Source organism: Shigella sp. SIG3, from assembly GCF_053555855.1.
Genome location: NZ_JBQZXE010000006.1, coordinates 1 through 18,008 on the forward strand (window position 1 = coordinate 1; position 18,008 = coordinate 18,008).

The 18,008-nt window shown below is 51.0% G+C and carries 18 protein-coding genes and 3 pseudogenes; 14 read left to right on the top strand and 7 right to left on the bottom strand.

Annotated features, from left to right (window positions below; all coding sequences use genetic code 11):
- Nucleotides 1-248: pseudogene (locus ACUU1I_RS02615) on the top strand (serine-type D-Ala-D-Ala carboxypeptidase); the annotation flags it as partial.
- 46 nt (nucleotides 249-294) lie between these two features.
- Here the strand turns inward: ACUU1I_RS02615 and deoR are convergent.
- Nucleotides 295-1,053, bottom strand: a complete 759-nt coding sequence (deoR, locus tag ACUU1I_RS02620) for a DNA-binding transcriptional repressor DeoR (protein ID WP_000450128.1) — start codon at nucleotides 1,051-1,053, stop codon at nucleotides 295-297.
- Nucleotides 1,054-1,110: 57 nt separating this feature from the next.
- On the bottom strand, nucleotides 1,111-1,707 hold the full coding sequence (ybjG, locus tag ACUU1I_RS02625; protein ID WP_001612704.1) for an undecaprenyl-diphosphate phosphatase: 597 nt from the start codon (nucleotides 1,705-1,707) through the stop codon (nucleotides 1,111-1,113).
- A gap of 284 nt (nucleotides 1,708-1,991) precedes the next feature.
- On the opposite strand from ybjG, the gene mdfA reads away from it, so the two are divergent.
- Nucleotides 1,992-3,218 (top strand): multidrug efflux MFS transporter MdfA, encoded by a 1,227-nt coding sequence (gene mdfA / locus ACUU1I_RS02630; RefSeq protein ID WP_001180095.1) that lies wholly within the window; start codon nucleotides 1,992-1,994, stop codon nucleotides 3,216-3,218.
- Nucleotides 3,219-3,258: 40 nt separating this feature from the next.
- On the opposite strand, the pseudogene ybjH reads toward mdfA, so the two are convergent.
- The 3 genes and pseudogenes from ybjH to ACUU1I_RS02645 form a co-directional block, all read right to left on the bottom strand.
- Nucleotides 3,259-3,544, bottom strand: a pseudogene (gene ybjH / locus ACUU1I_RS02635) (protein YbjH).
- A gap of 85 nt (nucleotides 3,545-3,629) precedes the next feature.
- Entirely contained in the window at nucleotides 3,630-4,445 is an 816-nt protein-coding gene (gene ybjI / locus ACUU1I_RS02640) for a 5-amino-6-(5-phospho-D-ribitylamino)uracil phosphatase (protein ID WP_005067284.1), read from the bottom strand.
- Complete coding sequence (locus tag ACUU1I_RS02645) at nucleotides 4,445-5,653, bottom strand: MFS transporter (RefSeq protein WP_000217836.1); 1,209 nt, start codon at nucleotides 5,651-5,653, stop codon at nucleotides 4,445-4,447. The genes ybjI and ACUU1I_RS02645 overlap by 1 nt, the downstream gene beginning before the upstream one ends.
- Nucleotides 5,654-5,736: 83 nt before the next feature.
- Here ACUU1I_RS02645 and rcdA point away from each other — a divergent pair, with 83 nt between their 5' ends.
- Nucleotides 5,737-6,273, top strand: a complete 537-nt coding sequence (rcdA, locus tag ACUU1I_RS02650) for a DNA-binding transcriptional regulator RcdA (protein ID WP_001297003.1) — start codon at nucleotides 5,737-5,739, stop codon at nucleotides 6,271-6,273.
- Nucleotides 6,274-6,447: 174 nt separating this feature from the next.
- Here rcdA and ACUU1I_RS02655 read toward each other — a convergent pair whose 3' ends face one another.
- Complete coding sequence (locus tag ACUU1I_RS02655; RefSeq protein ID WP_001024866.1) at nucleotides 6,448-8,133, bottom strand: aspartate:alanine antiporter; 1,686 nt, start codon at nucleotides 8,131-8,133, stop codon at nucleotides 6,448-6,450.
- A gap of 269 nt (nucleotides 8,134-8,402) precedes the next feature.
- Between ACUU1I_RS02655 and ACUU1I_RS02660 the strand changes: the two genes are divergently transcribed.
- Nucleotides 8,403-8,780 (top strand): inner membrane protein YbjM, encoded by a 378-nt coding sequence (locus ACUU1I_RS02660; RefSeq protein WP_000681108.1) that lies wholly within the window; start codon nucleotides 8,403-8,405, stop codon nucleotides 8,778-8,780.
- A 29-nt stretch (nucleotides 8,781-8,809) separates the two neighbouring features.
- Here the strand turns inward: ACUU1I_RS02660 and grxA are convergent, their stop codons facing one another.
- On the bottom strand, nucleotides 8,810-9,067 hold the full coding sequence (grxA, locus tag ACUU1I_RS02665; RefSeq protein ID WP_001195240.1) for a glutaredoxin 1: 258 nt from the start codon (nucleotides 9,065-9,067) through the stop codon (nucleotides 8,810-8,812).
- 159 nt (nucleotides 9,068-9,226) lie between these two features.
- Between grxA and ACUU1I_RS02670 the strand changes: the two genes are divergently transcribed.
- From ACUU1I_RS02670 to rlmC, 10 genes and pseudogenes are all read left to right on the top strand, one after another.
- Nucleotides 9,227-9,514 (top strand): DUF1418 family protein, encoded by a 288-nt coding sequence (locus ACUU1I_RS02670; protein ID WP_001201564.1) that lies wholly within the window; start codon nucleotides 9,227-9,229, stop codon nucleotides 9,512-9,514.
- Nucleotides 9,498-10,221, top strand: a pseudogene (gene nfsA / locus ACUU1I_RS02675) (nitroreductase NfsA). The gene ACUU1I_RS02670 and the pseudogene nfsA overlap by 17 nt, the downstream one beginning before the upstream one ends.
- A 60-nt stretch (nucleotides 10,222-10,281) precedes the next feature.
- Nucleotides 10,282-11,184: a 30S ribosomal protein S6--L-glutamate ligase gene (gene rimK / locus ACUU1I_RS02680; RefSeq protein ID WP_000684330.1), complete on the top strand. Its 903-nt coding sequence runs from the start codon at nucleotides 10,282-10,284 to the stop codon at nucleotides 11,182-11,184.
- 87 nt (nucleotides 11,185-11,271) lie between these two features.
- Nucleotides 11,272-11,748 (top strand): type III secretion system chaperone family protein, encoded by a 477-nt coding sequence (locus ACUU1I_RS02685; protein WP_005067293.1) that lies wholly within the window; start codon nucleotides 11,272-11,274, stop codon nucleotides 11,746-11,748.
- Nucleotides 11,749-12,099: 351 nt separating this feature from the next.
- Entirely contained in the window at nucleotides 12,100-13,212 is a 1,113-nt protein-coding gene (gene potF / locus ACUU1I_RS02690) for a spermidine/putrescine ABC transporter substrate-binding protein PotF (RefSeq protein WP_000126079.1), read from the top strand.
- Nucleotides 13,213-13,306: 94 nt separating this feature from the next.
- Entirely contained in the window at nucleotides 13,307-14,383 is a 1,077-nt protein-coding gene (gene potG / locus ACUU1I_RS02695) for a putrescine ABC transporter ATP-binding subunit PotG (protein ID WP_000996037.1), read from the top strand.
- 66 nt (nucleotides 14,384-14,449) lie between these two features.
- A complete protein-coding gene (gene potH, locus ACUU1I_RS02700) occupies nucleotides 14,450-15,403 on the top strand; it encodes a putrescine ABC transporter permease PotH (protein WP_001093858.1) in 954 nt (317 codons plus the stop codon).
- Entirely contained in the window at nucleotides 15,400-16,245 is an 846-nt protein-coding gene (gene potI, locus ACUU1I_RS02705) for a putrescine ABC transporter permease PotI (RefSeq protein ID WP_001061673.1), read from the top strand. The genes potH and potI overlap by 4 nt, the downstream gene beginning before the upstream one ends.
- A gap of 59 nt (nucleotides 16,246-16,304) precedes the next feature.
- On the top strand, nucleotides 16,305-16,793 hold the full coding sequence (locus ACUU1I_RS02710; RefSeq protein WP_000389260.1) for a YbjO family protein: 489 nt from the start codon (nucleotides 16,305-16,307) through the stop codon (nucleotides 16,791-16,793).
- Nucleotides 16,794-16,833: 40 nt separating this feature from the next.
- Nucleotides 16,834-17,961: a 23S rRNA (uracil(747)-C(5))-methyltransferase RlmC gene (gene rlmC, locus ACUU1I_RS02715; RefSeq protein WP_001149748.1), complete on the top strand. Its 1,128-nt coding sequence runs from the start codon at nucleotides 16,834-16,836 to the stop codon at nucleotides 17,959-17,961.
- Nucleotides 17,962-18,008 lie beyond the last annotated feature (47 nt).

Here is an 18,008-nt window from a genome sequence, read left to right on the forward strand (position 1 = left end):
CCGTGACCATACCGCGTGGGCAGCTGAAAAACCTGAAGGCGAGCTACACGTTAACGGAACCGCAGCTTACCGCACCGCTGAAAAAAGGTCAGGTTGTCGGGACCATTGATTTCCAGCTTAACGGTAAATCCATTGAGCAGCGTCCGCTGATCGTGATGGAAAATGTGGAAGAGGGCGGATTCTTTGGTAGGATGTGGGATTTCGTGATGATGAAATTCCATCAGTGGTTCGGCAGCTGGTTCTCTTAATCTTCTGATAACCGGATGGCGCGAAACGTCATCCGGTTATACGTCATTAATACATCAACTTAATACGGTGCGTCTGCGCGTACTTCACATACTCATCTTCCGGGCAACAATCACTCACCACAATATCAAAGCGTTTCAGGTCACCCATGCGCGCCGGACGCACCTTGCCAAATTTACTGTGGTCGACAACCAGCACATGCTTTTGCGCCATCGACATGGCCCAGTGTTTTACCGGCAACTCTTCAAGATTAAAACAGGTAGCGCCTTTACTGACATGCACGCCCGCCGCGGAATAAAAAGCGATATCCGGGCAAAAATTATTCAACGTTTGCTGAAAATCGATGGGTTTGAAAATGGCGTTGCTGGCGTGAAATTCACCACCGCACAGAAATGCGCGGCAATGGGGTTTCTCTTTCAGCGCCAGAAAGGTATTTAGCGAATAACAAACGGCGGTAAAAGGGATTTCATTATCAATCGCTTCAATAAGCCACGGCGTGGTGGTGCCACAGTCAAAAAAGAGGGTCTGATCGGGTTCTACCAGTGTCGCAGCCAGTTTTGCCGCCCGGCGTTTTTCTTCCACCAGGCGGGATTTTTGATCGCTTAACAGGTAATGGCTGGCACTGCGCGGTTCCAGAACAATATAGCCGCCGAGCAAAACGACGGGCGCACTGTGGTTGTTCAGATCGCGACGAATCGTCATCTCCGAAACCCCAAGCAGGGCGGCGGCGTCTTTAAGATGTAACTTATCGCTGCGTTTTAATTCTTGCAGCAGCTGCCCGATACGCTCTTCGCGACGTGTTTCCATAATCCCTCTGAATAGTTATTGAAGCGAGCCGCTCAATACTACACTTTTTAGCAGAGATCAGTCACGCACCCAGCCTTTGCGGATCGGTAATGCAAAACAGACGCGATACCACGATTGCAGACGTTGATAGAGTTTATGCCCCATCGCTTGCCAGATAATCTGGGCACTAAGGCAGCCAATCATACCTGCCAGCAATCCACCGAGCATATCCAGCGGCCAGTGGACGCCAAGATAAACGCGCGACCAGGCAATGACGACGGCCAGCACCATTAAAAGTGAGCCGGACCACAGGCGATGCCAGCATAAAAATGCCAGTGCAAAGGTGAAAATCACCGTACCGTGATCGCTCGGGAATGAGTCATCCGCCGCATGATGCAGGAAGTTATAGCCGATATTTTCGACAAAGGGTCGGTCGTGCGGAAAAAGATGTCCCATCGTCCAGGACACAAACAGGCTGACCGCCAGCGCGATAGCGATTTTTATCACCAGTTGCCGTTGTGCTGTAAGCCCCCACAACCAAAGTACCGCGGCCAGCAACGGCACCACGGTAATCAAATCTTTAGCAATAAAAATCGCCAACGAGATCATCCACGGAGCCGAGTCTGGCGTCGCGTTAATAAGAGAGAATAGAGAGAGATTCAAATTTTCCAGCATAACTTCCCGACGCAAAGTGATTAAAAGGGAGCCAATACAGGCAAGTCGTTGAGAATAAAGTGCAGGTTAAACTGGGTAAAGCGGCATCGTCTTATTTCCCTCAAGCGGCCTGTTTACGGTGGGTGATTGTAACGGGCATAGGTTAAATAAAACTTAAAGAAAGCGTAGCTATACTCGCAATAATGTAAGAATGTGCTTAACCGTGGTTTCAGCTACAAAATTCGCTTTCTCGTTAGCTGCGCTTTTATTAAACTCTGCGCGATTATTATTGGCGAAGAAATTGCATGCAAAATAAATTAGCTTCCGGTGCCAGGCTTGGACGTCAGGCGTTACTTTTCCCTCTCTGTCTGGTGCTTTACGAATTTTCAACCTATATCGGCAACGATATGATCCAACCCGGTATGTTGGCCGTGGTGGAACAATATCAGGCGGGCATTGATTGGGTTCCTACTTCGATGACCGCGTATCTGGCGGGCGGGATGTTTTTACAATGGCTCCTGGGGCCGCTGTCGGATCGTATTGGTCGCCGTCCGGTGATGCTGGCGGGTGTGGTGTGGTTTATCGTCACCTGTCTGGCAATATTACTGGCGCAAAACATTGAACAATTCACCATGTTGCGCTTCTTGCAGGGCATAAGCCTCTGTTTCATTGGCGCTGTGGGATACGCCGCAATTCAGGAATCCTTCGAAGAGGCGGTTTGTATCAAGATCACCGCGCTGATGGTGAACGTGGCGCTGATTGCTCCGCTACTTGGTCCGCTGGTGGGCGCGGCGTGGATCCATGTGCTGCCTTGGGAGGGGATGTTTGTTTTGTTTGCCGCATTGGCAGCGATCTCCTTTTTCGGTCTGCAACGAGCTATGCCTGAAACCGCCACGCGTATAGGCGAGAAACTGTCACTGAAAGAACTCGGTCGTGACTATAAGCTGGTGCTGAAGAACGGCCGCTTTGTGGCGGGGGCGCTGGGATTCGTTAGCCTGCCATTGCTGGCGTGGATCGCCCAGTCGCCGATTATCATCATTACCGGGGAGCAGTTGAGCAGCTATGAATATGGCTTGCTGCAAGTGCCTATTTTCGGGGCGTTAATTGCGGGTAACTTGCTGTTAGCGCGTCTGACCTCGCGCCGCACCGTACGTTCGCTGATTATTATGGGCGGCTGGCCGATTATGATTGGTCTGTTGGTCGCTGCTGCGGCAACGGTTATCTCATCGCACGCGTATTTATGGATGACCGCCGGGTTAAGTATTTATGCTTTCGGTATTGGTCTGGCGAATGCGGGACTGGTGCGATTAACCCTGTTTGCCAGCGATATGAGTAAAGGTACGGTTTCTGCGGCGATGGGAATGCTGCAAATGCTGATCTTTACCGTCGGTATTGAAATCAGCAAACATGCCTGGCTGAACGGGGGCAACGGACTGTTTAATCTCTTCAACCTTGTCAACGGAATTTTGTGGCTGTCGCTGATGGTTATCTTTTTAAAAGATAAACAGATGGGAAATTCTCACGAAGGGTAAAAAAATGCCTGATTGATTTGTGCGATCAGGCATTCTCGAATTAATGGTGATGGTCGTCAATCTGGTGTTCGATAACCATCCCTTCACCTACGCTGGCAAGATGGCGAACATAAGGATGCGGGCGGTAAGCCGGAGCTGGCACAGGAGCCACATAGACGGTTTGCGGCACAGTCGCGACGCTGACACGCTTGTGGAACGCTGACTGAATCAGGAACCACAACCACTTTGTATCCACTCGGCACATCGACGGTGACACTTTGCGCCATCGCCACACCAGTAAAGCCCATTAAAAGCGCGCCCAACAGTAGACAATTTTTCATAATCATTTCGCCTGAAATAATGCAGCGGGTTAATTTCCGCGAATTATGCAGCCTTCATTCAGGCATTGTGTTGCCGGGCGTGCTGCCGTTTTTATTGGTCAAATGGCGCTTCGTGTTTAAGAACTTTATCGATCACATCCAGTACGCCTTCACGGTTATTGGAGCCTGCCCGGTATTTTGCCGCTGCGACGACCGCGCTGCCGGCATTTTTCATTGCAAAACTAAAGCCTGCCTGACGCAGCATCTCAATATCGTTACCGCCATCGCCAAAGACCACCACTTCGCTGTCGTCTATTCCCCATAATTTCTGCAGTTGGCGAAGGCCATTGGCTTTATGTACGCCGGGGATAATCAGATCGATGCTGCCGTTGCCGGTGTGGACTGGCACCATAATATCGCCGATGGCCTCATGTAATGCTTTTTGTACTTGTGGAATCAGTTCATCGGAAAGATTCAGGCCAAACTTAAAGAAAATATCTTCTAAGTTGTCAAAGTTATCGACGTATTCCAGACGGTGATAATACATTTCCGCCACCGTTTTCATGGCATCGTCATATTTTTTGAGTGTATAGGCGCTATTTTTTCCGCAGGCAATAATTTCCACTTCCGGGCGCGTCAGCAAATGTTCCACGACAGTAGCAAACGCATCCTTCGACAGCTCGCCATTAAAAACATCTTTGCCTTCACTCACTACCCAGCCGCCGTTTTCAGCCACAAAGGCAATTTCATTCGCAATTTCAGGGAAGAAAGAGATCAACTGATAATATTGATTCCCGCTGGCGACCACAAAGCGAATGCCTTGTGCTTTCATTTGCTGATACTGAGCCATAAACCGCTCACGGTTATAGGTTTTTTGATCGCTTAAGAAAGTACCATCCATGTCTACCGCAATTAATTTAATACTCATCAACTATTCTCCATCGCCGTCTGCGTTTTGGTATCGGGTTTGGCGACGGCTTTCGCGACAATAGCCGCGAGAATAACCAGCGCCAGTACAACCAGCATTGCACTACGTAATCCATAATGTTCGCCGAGATAGCCCAGCAGCGGCGGCCCGACGAGGAAAGCCAGATAACCGGTCGTTGCTACCACACTGACGCGGGTTGGTGCATCGGGGCCGGTATCGCTGGCGGCAGAAATGGTCAGCGGGAAGCCCAGCGAGGCACCCAGTCCCCAAAGTACAACAGACACTCCTGCGACCCAGGCGCTATCGACAAAAATAATCAGCCCAATACCCAACGCCCCCATTAGTGCACTGGCCCGAACCACGGCAACGCGACTGTAACGGTCGATGAACCAACCGCCGGTGAAGCGTCCAACGGTCATCCCCAGGGTAAAACCGGCATAAATCAGTGAGCCGGAAGTGGGGCTAAAACCGTGACCATCAACCATTAATAAGGGTAACCAGTCGTTGGCAGAACCTTCGGCAAAGGCCATCGCCAGCACTACAACACCAATCAACAGCAACTGGATATCGCGATAAAAAGGAATGCCTTTTTCGCCATGCTGGGTGCCATCGGCAGCATTTTTGCCCGTACCGTCAGGGATTGCCTGAATGGCGATATAAATAGGCGCGATACCTACCAGCGCCGCCAATAAAATGTGCACCGTTGCCGGAACGCCAAAGGCCGTCAGTGCCATCCCGACACCAGCGCCTGCCAGCGTGCCCAGGCTATAAAAACCGTGCATCATCGGCAAAACCGTTTTATTCATTTCTCGCTCAACGGCGGCACCTTCAACGTTTATCGCCACTTCCGCAGAACCAAAACTTGCCCCAAAGACGCCGAGACCAACGGCAAAGAGCAGGGGCGATGTCAGCCAGAGTGCCAGACTTAATATCATCATCCCGATCAATGCGCAGGACATCGTGACCAGGATGACATTACGTGTCCCAAAGCGTTTCACTAACCACGCCGAGCAGAGAATACCGCTCATCGAACCGATCGACAGACCAAAGAGAACACCGCCCATTTCAGCGATCGAGACAGAGAGAATATCGCGGATAGCAGGCGTACGGGTTGCCCAGGACGCCATTAACAGGCCTGGCAAAAAGAAGAACATAAACAGCGCCCTGGTTCGGCGTTTCAATGCATTACGTGAAGAATTTACGGTCATAGATCACGTCAAAATAAGAAGAGGGAAGACAACATTAGCAAGGTTGTGTACATTTGTACACAATTGCAGACAGAGGAAATGACATGCGTCGCGCTAACGATCCGCAACGGCGAGAAAAAATTATCCAGGCCACGCTGGAGGCGGTGAAACTTTACGGAATACATGCTGTTACGCACCGCAAAATTGCTACCCTTGCCGGGGTACCGTTGGGATCGATGACCTACTATTTTTCAGGAATTGATGAGTTGTTGCTGGAAGCGTTCAGCAGTTTTACTGAGATTATGTCCCGGCAATATCAGGCATTTTTTAGCGATGTTAGTGATGCTCAAGGCGCATGCCAGGCTATCACCGATATGATCTACAGCTCACAGGTTGCAACGCCGGATAATATGGAGCTGATGTACCAGCTCTACGCGCTGGCTAGCCGAAAACCGCTATTAAAAACGGTAATGCAAAACTGGATGCAGCGCAGTCAGCAAACGCTCGAACAATGGTTTGAACCCGGAACCGCCCGCGCGCTTGATGCGTTTATTGAGGGGATGACGCTGCATTTTGTCACCGACCGTAAGCCGCTATCGCGCGAGGAGATTTTGAGGATGGTTGAGAGGGTTGCAGGGTAGTAGATAAATTTTAGATAACAAAAAACCCATCAACCTTGAACCGAAATGGCGGGGTTGATGGGCTCCACAAAATGGGGACATCAAAGAAAAGCAGTGGCACTAATTAAGACTGATGCCCTGCGGAAAAGTTCTGCGGTTGTGCAAAAAAATTTCATTTTCAGGGCAACTTCAGTTTTATCCTAATCCTGGCCATACCATGACGATGATTGTCCCTGCCAGCGTCAGCAGGACGTTGGTGATTGCGTAGGTGCCCGCATAGCCCAGCGCAGGGATGTTACTGCGAGCTGTATCACTGATGATCTCCATTGCCGGCGCGCAGGTGCGTGCGCCCATCATTGCGCCGAACAACAGTGCGCGGTTCATTCGCAATACATAAGCACCGAACAAGAAACAGATAACCACGGGCACAAGACTGACAATTAATCCGGCAATCAACATCTGACCGCCAATCGCGCCCAGGCCGTTATTAATACCGCTACCGGCGCTCAGACCAACGCCTGCCATAAACACCATCAAGCCGAACTCTTTCACCATGCTTAATGCACCTTGCGGAATGTAACCGAAGGTCGGGTGGTTAGCACGCATAAAGCCCAGCATAATTCCGGCGAATAACAACCCGGCAGCGTTCCCCATGCCGAAACTGAATGTGCTGAACTGGAAGGTGATCATCCCGATCATCAGCCCAATAACAAAGAAGGCGCAAAATGCCAGCAGGTCAGTGACCTGGCTGTGAATCGAGATAAAGCCGATGCGATCGGCGATGGTTTTTACGCGACGGGCATCACCGCTGACTTGTAAAACGTCACCTTTGTTAAGCACGACGTTGTCATCTATCGGCATCTCAATCTGGCTACGAATGACGCGGTTAAGGAAGCAACCGTGATCGGTCAACTTCAGTTGTGCGAGACGTTTACCTACAGCGTTATGGTTTTTAACGACCACTTCTTCAGTGACGATACGCATGTCGAGAAGGTCACGATCGAAAACTTCTTTACCGTTACGGAAGCTGGGATCGAGTCGGGCATGGGCGTCGGGATAGCCTACCAACGCTATTTCATCGCCCATTTGTAGCACGGCATCACCGTCTGGATTTGCCAGAATCCCGTTACGTCGAATACGTTCAATGTAGCAGCCGGTTTGTCGATAAATACCCAGTTCACGCAGATTTTTGCCGTCGGTCCAGGCCACCAGCTCCGGGCCGACGCGATAGGCGCGGATCACCGGTAAATAAACCTTACGGTTGGCATCAGTGTCCAGGCCACGTTCGCGGGCGATTTGCTGGGCGCTGGTCTGTAAGTCCTGATGCTGCAATTTCGGCAAGTAACGCGCACCAACAATCAAACTCACCAGACCGATTAAATAGGTTAAGGCATACCCGAGGCTCAGATTATCCAGTGCCAGTGAGAGCTGCCTGCTTTCCATGCCGGAATGATGCAGTGTATCGCCAGCACCGACCAGAACCGGTGTCGACGTCATAGAGCCTGCTAACATACCGGCCGTCAGGCCAATATCCCAGCCAAACAGCTTACCTAACCCTAAGGCGATCACCAGCGCACTGCCAACCATCACCAGTGCTAACATTAGGTAATTTTTCCCATCGCGAAAAAAAATGGAAAAAAAGTTCGGTCCGGCTTCGACCCCGACGCAGAAAATAAACAGCATAAAGCCAAGATTAAGCGCATCGGTGTTAATGCTGAAATGTTGTTGGCCTAATAACAGCGATACGACTAAAACGCCAATGGAATTACCCAGTTGGATCGAACCAAGTCGTAACTTTCCGAGACATAGCCCAAGCGCGAGGACCACAAATAATAACAGAATGTAATTCCCATTTAACAATTCGGCGACGTTTATATTCACGGAGGCTAACTTCTTGTTTACTAGTAAGCTGTTGAAAGAAATGGTAATTTACGATAATGTGTTTTACCAGAATTCAGGGTGCAGATTCATTCAGCGCACCTAAACGATAGTAAAGTAACAATATATTTTACTAGTGTAATCACATTAGGTATCAACGGCTATATGAATTGCGTTGGCCTATATTAGCATGGAATGCGAAGCGGCTTTATCTTACTGAACGCCACACTGGCGAAAAATGTGTTCGATAGACGCAGTGTCAGGAGGAACGAGTGAAACATAAACAACGTTGGGCGGGGGCAATCTGCTGTTTTGTCCTCTTCATTGTGGTGTGCCTTTTTCTGGCGACGCACATGAAAGGCGCTTTTCGGGCTGCCGGGCATCCTGAAATCGGCTTGCTGTTTTTCATTCTTCCTGGAGCAGTTGCCAGTTTTTTTTCACAGCGTAGAGAAGTCCTGAAACCTCTATTTGGCGCAATGCTGGCGGCACCCTGTTCAATGCTCATTATGCGGCTGTTTTTTTCACCGACGCGCTCATTCTGGCAAGAGCTGGCATGGTTACTAAGCGCGGTGTTCTGGTGTGCGCTGGGGGCACTGTGTTTCTTATTTATCAGTAGTTTGTTTAAACCACAGCACAGAAAAAATCAGTAAAGCCCTCAACGCGAGGGCTTGTCAGACGATCAGGCGTCCAGATTTTCTTTCACCCATGCAGCAAAATCGGTATAGCCGCCGATATGTTGCTGATCGACAAAAATCTGCGGCACGGTTTCTACGGGTTTACCTGCCTTTTGTTGTAGATCTTCTTTAGTGATCCCTTCCGCACGAATATCTACATACTGATACTGAAAATCATCGCGTTCATTGCTCAATTTCTCAGCCAGATCTTTTGCACGCACACAGTAAGGGCAACCCGAACGACCAAAAATAACGGTTTGCATTATTTCTCTCCTCATAGATTTATGCCTGTAATGATCACGCTAAAATGTATTCGCTGAAAGTAGGTTTAACCTGTTGCATTAATTGCTAAAAGCTATAACTGTTAAACACAATACAGTGAAAAGTTTTAGACTGAAGGCTCACTTTGCAGAGGGAAGCGTATGCGCGCGATCGGTAAATTGCCTAAAGGCGTGTTGATACTGGAATTTATCGGAATGATGCTACTGGCGGTGGCGCTGCTGTCGGTAAGCGACTCCCTGTCGCTGCCTGAGCCATTTTCTCGGCCAGAAGTGCAGATTCTGATGATTTTTCTCGGTGTTTTGCTCATGCTTCCCGCTGCGGTGGTGGTTATTCTTCAGGTGGTAAAACGTCTTGCCCCACAGCTGATGAACCGTCCACCGCAATATTCACGTTCAGAAAGAGAAAAAGATAATGACGCCAACCATTGAACTTATTTGTGGCCATCGCTCCATTCGCCATTTCACTGATGAACCCATTTCCGAAGCGCAGTGTGAGGCGATTATTAACAGCGCCCGTGCGACGTCCAGTTCCAGTTTTTTGCAGTGTAGTAGCATTATTCGCATTACCGACAAAGCATTACGTGAAGAACTGGTGACGCTGACCGGCGGGCAAAAACACGTAGCGCAAGCGGCGGAGTTCTGGGTGTTCTGTGCCGACTTTAACCGCCATTTACAGATCTGTCCGGATGCTCAGCTCGGCCTGGCGGAACAACTGTTGCTCGGTGTCGTTGATACGGCAATGATGGCGCAGAATGCATTAACCGCAGCGGAATCGGCTGGGATTGGGCGGGGTATATATCGGCGGCCTGCGCAATAATATTGAAGCGGTGACGAAACTGCTGAAATTACCGCAGCATGTTCTGCCGCTGTTTGGGCTGTGCCTTGGCTGGCCTGCGGATAATCCGGATCTCAAGCCGCGTTTACCGGCCTCCATTTTGGTGCATGAAAACAGCTATCAACCGCTGGATAAAGACGCACTGGCGCAGTATGACGAGCAACTGGCGGAATATTACCTCACCCGTGGCAGCAATAATCGCTGGGATACCTGGAGCGATCATATCCGCCGAACAATCATTAAAGAAAGCCGCCCATTTATTCTGGATTATTTGCACAAACAGGGTTGGGCGACGCGCTAAAACCGCCACGTCGATGTATGATACGCGGGCTTTTGACCAGGTCTGACAGAGAGGTGCAGGGTGAAAATTGCCATATTGTCCCGGGATGGAACGCTCTATTCGTGTAAGCGGCTGCGTGAAGCCGCTATACAGCGCGGTCACCTGGTTGAAATTCTTGATCCGCTTTCTTGCTACATGAACATAAATCCTGCGGCGTCTTCTATTCACTACAAAGGCCGCAAGTTACCCCATTTTGACGCAGTGATCCCGCGTATTGGCACCGCCATTACCTTTTATGGGACGGCGGCACTGCGCCAGTTCGAGATGCTGGGGAGCTATCCGCTCAATGAGTCGGTCGCCATTGCCCGGGCGCGTGACAAATTGCGTTCCATGCAACTGCTGGCGCGTCAGGGCATCGACCTGCCTGTCACGGGCATTGCGCATTCGCCGGATGATACCAGCGATTTAATCGACATGGTCGGTGGTGCGCCGCTGGTGGTCAAGTTGGTTGAAGGCACGCAGGGAATTGGCGTCGTGCTGGCGGAGACTCGTCAGGCGGCGGAAAGCGTGATTGACGCTTTCCGCGGTCTGAACGCGCATATTCTGGTGCAGGAATATATCAAAGAGGCGCAAGGGTGCGATATCCGCTGTCTGGTTGTTGGTGATGAAGTGGTCGCTGCGATTGAACGGCGGGCGAAAGAGGGCTATTTTCGTTCCAATTTGCATCGTGGCGGCGCGGCAAGCGTCGCCAGTATCACACCACAGGAGCGTGAAATCGCGATAAAAGCCGCGCGAACGATGGCGCTGGACGTTGCTGGTGTGGATATTCTGCGTGCTAATCGCGGGCCGTTGGTGATGGAAGTGAATGCGTCGCCGGGGCTGGAAGGAATAGAAAAAACCACCGGTATCGATATCGCGGGTAAAATGATCCGCTGGATCGAACGCCACGCTACGACAGAATATTGCCTGAAAACGGGTGGTTAGTCGCAATCACATTACTGATCATGGTTTTGCCTGCGCTTTTTGCGTAAGCTGTGCCGGTCTTTTTATCGAAAGAGGTTGTACAAAATTATGACATCGCTGGTCGTTCCTGGTCTGGATACGCTGCGTCAATGGCTCGATGGCCTGGGGATGAGTTTTTTTGAATGTAATAACTGTCAGGCTCTGCATCTGCCCCATATGCAGAATTTCGACGGTGTCTTTGATGCCAAAATCGATCTGATCGATAACACGATCCTGTTTTCTGCCATGGCGGAAGTCCGACCTTCAGCCGTATTGCCGCTGGCGGCGGATTTATCTGCCATCAATGCCAGTTCGCTGACCGTGAAAGCATTTCTTGATATGCAGGATGATAATCTGCCAAAGCTGGTGGTTTGCCAGTCTTTATCCGTTATGCAGGGCGTAACCTATGAGCAGTTTGCATGGTTCGTGCGTCAGAGCGAAGAGCAGATTTCGATGGTCATTCTTGAAGCTAATGCCCATCAACTGCTGTTACCGACTGACGATGAAGGGCAAAACAACGTTACCGAAAACTATTTTCTCCACTGATAATTCCTTTCGAGCACGCAGTCGCTGCCGCAGTGACTGCGCGCTGCAAAATTATCTGCTGTTTTTAACCTTTTCTTAAAGATTATTTCACTTCTCTTGTGTCGATTTGGCTTTATCACATAGAGCAAATACGCATAAAAATTTGTTAAATACCGTTTTTTAATCCGAGCTATAGTCTCAAACCCTGGCTAAAGTTATTCTTGCGATGCTTCTATATAGCGAGCAGTGCTGGCCGGGAGAGAGTTCTCTTTTCTTACACCGCGCCGATAAAAAAATATGCACGTTTATTGCATATCTTTCAGTGTGACAACTTTTGTTCGTTTGTTAACGAACTTTCAGAAGGAAAGAGATGTGACCGCCTTAAATAAAAAATGGCTATCGGGTCTGGTTGCGGGTGCTCTGATGGCCGTCTCTGTCGGCACGCTCGCGGCTGAACAAAAAACACTCCACATTTATAACTGGTCTGATTATATCGCCCCTGACACGGTGGCCAATTTTGAAAAAGAAACCGGTATTAAAGTCGTCTACGATGTTTTCGACTCTAACGAAGTACTGGAAGGCAAATTAATGGCGGGTAGCACCGGCTTTGACTTGGTGGTTCCATCTGCCAGCTTTCTTGAACGCCAGTTGACTGCGGGAGTTTTCCAGCCGCTGGACAAAAGCAAATTGCCGGAGTGGAAGAATCTCGACCCGGAGCTGCTGAAGCTGGTCGCCAAACACGATCCCGACAATAAATTTGCTATGCCCTATATGTGGGCGACGACCGGGATTGGCTATAACGTTGATAAAGTTAAAGCTGTGCTGGGCGAAAACGCGCCCGTCGATAGCTGGGACTTGATCCTCAAACCTGAAAATCTGGAAAAACTGAAAAGCTGCGGTGTCTCTTTCCTGGATGCGCCAGAAGAAGTTTTTGCTACCGTGTTGAATTATCTCGGCAAAGATCCCAACAGCACTAAAGCGGATGATTACACCGGACCGGCAACCGATCTGCTGTTAAAGCTGCGCCCGAACATTCGTTATTTCCATTCATCTCAATACATTAACGACCTGGCAAACGGCGATATTTGCGTCGCTATCGGCTGGGCAGGTGATGTCTGGCAGGCGTCAAACCGCGCGAAGGAAGCGAAGAATGGAGTGAATGTCTCGTTCTCGATTCCAAAAGAAGGGGCGATGGCGTTCTTTGATGTATTCGCCATGCCTGCGGATGCCAAAAACAAAGACGAAGCCTATCAGTTCCTGAATTACCTGCTGCGCCCGGATGTAGTAGCGCATATTTCCGACCATGTGTTCTATGTCAACGCCAATAAAGCAGCCACGCCGCTGGTGAGTGCGGAAGTCCGTGAGAACCCGGGTATTTATCCGCCTGCGGATGTTCGTGCGAAGCTGTTCACTCTGAAAGTGCAGGACCCGAAAATCGACCGTGTGCGCACCCGCGCGTGGACCAAAGTGAAGAGCGGAAAATAATCCGCAGCCTTAGATGCCGGGCGGGCGCACCACACCCGCCGGCAATTCGCACCATCATGGTGCGCTTGCACACATTCAATGCCGGAGAGCAGCCGTGAATGACGCTATCCCTCGCCCGCAGGCGAAAACCCGTAAGGTGCTGACGCCGCTATTAGAAATCCGCAACCTCACCAAATCCTACGATGGTCAACATGCGGTGGATGATGTCAGCCTGACCATCTACAAAGGTGAAATCTTCGCGCTGCTGGGCGCATCCGGCTGTGGCAAGTCCACGCTGCTGCGTATGCTGGCAGGTTTCGAACAACCTTCTGCCGGACAGATAATGCTTGATGGCGTCGATTTGTCACAGGTTCCGCCTTACCTGCGCCCCATCAATATGATGTTTCAGTCTTACGCGCTGTTTCCGCATATGACCGTGGAACAGAACATCGCTTTTGGCCTGAAACAGGACAAACTACCGAAAGCGGAAATTTCCAGTCGGGTCAATGAGATGCTCGGCCTGGTGCACATGCAGGAGTTCGCCAAACGTAAACCGCATCAGCTTTCTGGTGGTCAGCGACAGCGTGTGGCCCTGGCCCGAAGCCTTGCCAAGCGCCCGAAACTATTACTGCTCGACGAGCCGATGGGCGCGCTGGATAAAAAGCTGCGTGACCGGATGCAGCTTGAAGTGGTGGATATTCTGGAGCGCGTCGGTGTGACTTGTGTGATGGTCACCCACGATCAGGAAGAGGCGATGACCATGGCGGGGCGCATCGCCATTATGAATCGTGGGAAATTTGTCCAGATTGGCGAACCGGAAGAGATCTACGAGCATCCGACTACCCGCTATAGCGCCGAATTTATTGGCTCGGTAAACGTCTTTGAAGGCGTACTCAAAGAGCGTCAGGAAGATGGCCTGGTGCTTGATTCGCCGGGGCTGGTGCATCCACTGAAAGTCGACGCGGATGCCTCGGTGGTCGATAACGTGCCGGTACATGTGGCGCTGCGCCCGGAAAAAATCATGCTTTGCGAAGAGCCGCCCGCCAATGGTTGTAACTTCGCGGTGGGGGAGGTGATACACATTGCCTATCTCGGCGATCTTTCGGTGTATCACGTTCGTCTGAAAAGTGGGCAGATGATTAGCGCCCAGCTACAAAACGCCCATCGTCATCGTAAAGGGTTACCGACCTAGGGCGACGAAGTGCGTTTGTGCTGGGAAGTGGACAGCAGTGTGGTGCTGACGGTTTAAGGAGCAAAGATGAATACACTTGAACCTGCTGCCCAGTCGAAACCGCCGGGCGGATTTAAGCTGTGGTTGTCACAGCTGCAAATGAAGCATGGGCGCAAACTGGTCATTGCGTTGCCATATATCTGGTTGATCTTGCTGTTTCTGCTGCCATTTCTGATTGTCTTTAAAATAAGCCTGGCGGAGATGGCGCGCGCTATTCCACCTTATACCGAACTGATGGAGTGGGCTGACGGGCAACTGTCCATCACTCTTAATCTCGGTAATTTTCTGCAACTGACCGACGATCCGCTCTATTTCGATGCTTATCTCCAGTCGCTACAGGTGGCTGCGATTTCGACATTTTGCTGTTTACTGATCGGCTATCCGCTGGCGTGGGCGGTGGCGCACAGTAAGCCTTCGACCCGTAATATTTTATTACTACTGGTGATCCTGCCGTCGTGGACCTCGTTTCTGATCCGCGTTTATGCCTGGATGGGAATATTAAAAAACAACGGTGTGCTGAATAATTTTCTGCTGTGGCTGGGGGTTATCGATCAACCGCTGACCATTCTTCATACCAATCTGGCAGTTTATATTGGCATTGTTTACGCCTACGTGCCGTTTATGGTGCTGCCGATTTATACCGCGTTGATTCGTATTGATTATTCGCTGGTGGAAGCAGCGCTGGATCTCGGTGCACGACCGCTGAAAACGTTCTTTACTGTGATCGTGCCGCTGACTAAAGGTGGGATTATTGCCGGATCGATGCTGGTGTTTATCCCGGCTGTGGGCGAGTTTGTGATCCCGGAACTGCTCGGTGGCCCGGACAGCATCATGATCGGGCGCGTGCTATGGCAAGAGTTTTTCAATAACCGCGACTGGCCGGTGGCCTCGGCGGTAGCGATCATCATGTTGCTGCTGCTAATTGTGCCGATAATGTGGTTCCACAAACACCAGCAAAAAAGCGTGGGAGAACACGGATGAATAATTTACCGGTAGTTCGTTCGCCCTGGCGGATTGTGATTTTGCTGCTGGGCTTTACCTTTCTCTACGCGCCAATGCTGATGCTGGTTATCTATTCGTTTAACAGCTCGAAGCTGGTGACGGTGTGGGCCGGCTGGTCAACGCGCTGGTATGGTGAGTTATTGCGCGATGACGCGATGATGAGTGCGGTTGGTTCAAGCCTGACAATTGCTGCCTGTGCGGCAACGGCGGCGGCGATCCTCGGGACTATTGCGGCGGTGGTGCTGGTGCGCTTTGGCAGGTTTCGCGGATCAAATGGCTTTGCCTTTATGATCACCGCGCCGCTGGTAATGCCAGATGTCATCACGGGCTTGTCGCTGTTGTTATTATTCGTCGCGCTTGCTCATGCCATTGGCTGGCCTGCGGACCGCGGTATGCTTACCATCTGGCTGGCGCATGTCACTTTCTGTACGGCTTATGTGGCGGTCGTTATTTCGTCGCGTCTGCGGGAACTGGATCGCTCGATAGAAGAAGCCGCGATGGATCTCGGTGCGACGCCGCTGAAAGTGTTTTTCGTCATTACGCTACCGATGATCATGCCCGCGATCATTTCTGGCTGGTTACTGGCTTTTACTTTGTCGCTTGATGATCTGGTGATCGCCAGCTTTGTTTCCGGGCCGGGAGCCACCACGTTACCGATGCTGGTCTTTTCCAGCGTGCGGATGGGGGTGAATCCGGAAATCAACGCCCTGGCAACATTGATCCTCGGCGCGGTCGGAATTGTCGGATTTATCGCCTGGTATCTGATGGCGCGCGCAGAAAAACAGCGGATACGCGACATCCAACGTGCAAGACGTGGCTGAAGACACTAAAATTTGCCAACCTGGCTACATAATGCTGCGCATGTCGCGGCATTGTTTTCATGGAAGACGAAACGTTGGGATTTTTTAAGAAAACATCTTCATCTCATGCTCGCCTGAATGTGCCTGCGCTGGTGCAGGTGGCGGCGCTCGCCATTATTATGATCCGTGGCCTCGACGTGCTGATGATTTTCAATACGCTGGGCGTGCGCGGTATTGGCGAGTTCATTCATCGCAGCGTACAAACCTGGAGTTTAACGCTGGTCTTTTTAAGCAGTCTGGTGCTGGTTTTCATTGAGATCTGGTGTGCGTTTTCACTGGTGAAAGGGCGTCGCTGGGCGCGCTGGCTATATCTGCTGACACAAATCACCGCCGCAAGTTACTTGTGGGCGGCTTCGCTGGGGTACGGTTATCCGGAGCTGTTCAGCATTCCCGGTGAATCAAAACGTGAAATCTTCCATAGCCTGATGCTGCAGAAGCTGCCGGATATGCTCATCCTGATGCTGCTGTTCGTTCCCTCGACCAGTCGGCGGTTCTTCCAGTTGCAATAATGTGTATAATCGTCGCCCCTGATGATGTGAAGGTCAATGTATGCAGTGCGCACTTTACGACGCGGGTCGCTGTCGTTCCTGTCAGTGGATAACGCAGCCGATTCCAGAGCAACTCTCCGCTAAAACCGCCGATCTTAAAAATCTGCTCGCCGATTTTCCGGTTGAGGAATGGTGCGCGCCGGTGTCAGGCCCGGAACAAGGGTTTCGTAATAAAGCCAAAATGGTGGTGAGTGGTAGCGTTGAAAAAACACTGCTCGGTATGCTGCATCGCGATGGCACGCCGGAAGACCTTTGTGACTGCCCGCTTTATCCAGCCTCATTTGCGCCCGTTTTTGCGGCGCTAAAACCGTTTATCGCCCGAGCGGGGTTAACGCCCTACAACGTGGCGCGTAAGCGTGGCGAACTGAAATACATTCTGCTGACTGAAAGCCAGAGTGATGGCGGCATGATGCTGCGCTTTGTACTGCGTTCTGATACCAAGCTGGCGCAACTGCGTAAGGCGCTGCCGTGGTTACACGAACAACTACCGCAGCTGAAAGTTATTACCGTCAATATTCAGCCGGTACATATGGCGATTATGGAAGGGGAGACGGAGATCTACCTGACCGAACAACAGGCACTGGCGGAGCGTTTTAATGACGTACCGCTGTGGATCCGTCCGCAAAGTTTCTTCCAGACTAATCCGGCGGTCGCCAGCCAGTTGTACGCCACCGCGCGCGACTGGGTACGACAGCTGCCGGTTAAACATATGTGGGATCTGTTCTGCGGTGTGGGGGGCTTTGGTTTACACTGCGCGACGCCTGACATGCAGTTAACCGGGATCGAAATTGCGCCAGAGGCCATTGCCTGTGCAAAGCAGTCAGCCGCTGAACTGGGCTTAACTCGTTTACAATTTCAGGCGCTGGACTCCACTCAGTTTGCCACTGCTCAGGGGGAGGTGCCGGAGCTGGTGCTGGTTAACCCGCCGCGCCGCGGCATTGGTAAACCGCTGTGTGATTATCTTTCAACGATGGCACCGCGTTTTATTATCTACTCCAGCTGTAACGCCCAAACCATGGCGAAAGATATCCGCGAACTGCCAGGTTACCGCATCGAACGGGTACAGCTTTTTGATATGTTCCCGCACACCGCGCACTATGAAGTGTTGACGCTGCTGGTGAAGCAATAAAAAAGCCACAGGTGCGGCTTCAGATTGCTGATCAGGTGCGCTTTGTT

Excerpts from the sequence above, each read along its gene's own strand:
- ACUU1I_RS02685 (WP_005067293.1), top strand. The coding sequence starts at position 11,272 with ATGACATCGCTGGTCGTTCCTGGTCTGGATACGCTGCGTCAATGGCTC.
- rcdA (WP_001297003.1), top strand. The coding sequence starts at position 5,737 with ATGCGTCGCGCTAACGATCCGCAACGGCGAGAAAAAATTATCCAGGCC.
- rlmC (WP_001149748.1), top strand. The coding sequence starts at position 16,834 with ATGCAGTGCGCACTTTACGACGCGGGTCGCTGTCGTTCCTGTCAGTGG.
- mdfA (WP_001180095.1), top strand. The coding sequence starts at position 1,992 with ATGCAAAATAAATTAGCTTCCGGTGCCAGGCTTGGACGTCAGGCGTTA.
- ybjI (WP_005067284.1), bottom strand. The coding sequence starts at position 4,445 with ATGAGTATTAAATTAATTGCGGTAGACATGGATGGTACTTTCTTAAGC.
- grxA (WP_001195240.1), bottom strand. The coding sequence starts at position 9,067 with ATGCAAACCGTTATTTTTGGTCGTTCGGGTTGCCCTTACTGTGTGCGT.
- potI (WP_001061673.1), top strand. The coding sequence starts at position 15,400 with ATGAATAATTTACCGGTAGTTCGTTCGCCCTGGCGGATTGTGATTTTG.
- ACUU1I_RS02670 (WP_001201564.1), top strand. The coding sequence starts at position 9,227 with ATGCGCGCGATCGGTAAATTGCCTAAAGGCGTGTTGATACTGGAATTT.
- ybjG (WP_001612704.1), bottom strand. The coding sequence starts at position 1,707 with ATGCTGGAAAATTTGAATCTCTCTCTATTCTCTCTTATTAACGCGACG.
- ACUU1I_RS02710 (WP_000389260.1), top strand. The coding sequence starts at position 16,305 with ATGGAAGACGAAACGTTGGGATTTTTTAAGAAAACATCTTCATCTCAT.
- deoR (WP_000450128.1), bottom strand. The coding sequence starts at position 1,053 with ATGGAAACACGTCGCGAAGAGCGTATCGGGCAGCTGCTGCAAGAATTA.
- potH (WP_001093858.1), top strand. The coding sequence starts at position 14,450 with ATGAATACACTTGAACCTGCTGCCCAGTCGAAACCGCCGGGCGGATTT.
- ACUU1I_RS02645 (WP_000217836.1), bottom strand. The coding sequence starts at position 5,653 with ATGACCGTAAATTCTTCACGTAATGCATTGAAACGCCGAACCAGGGCG.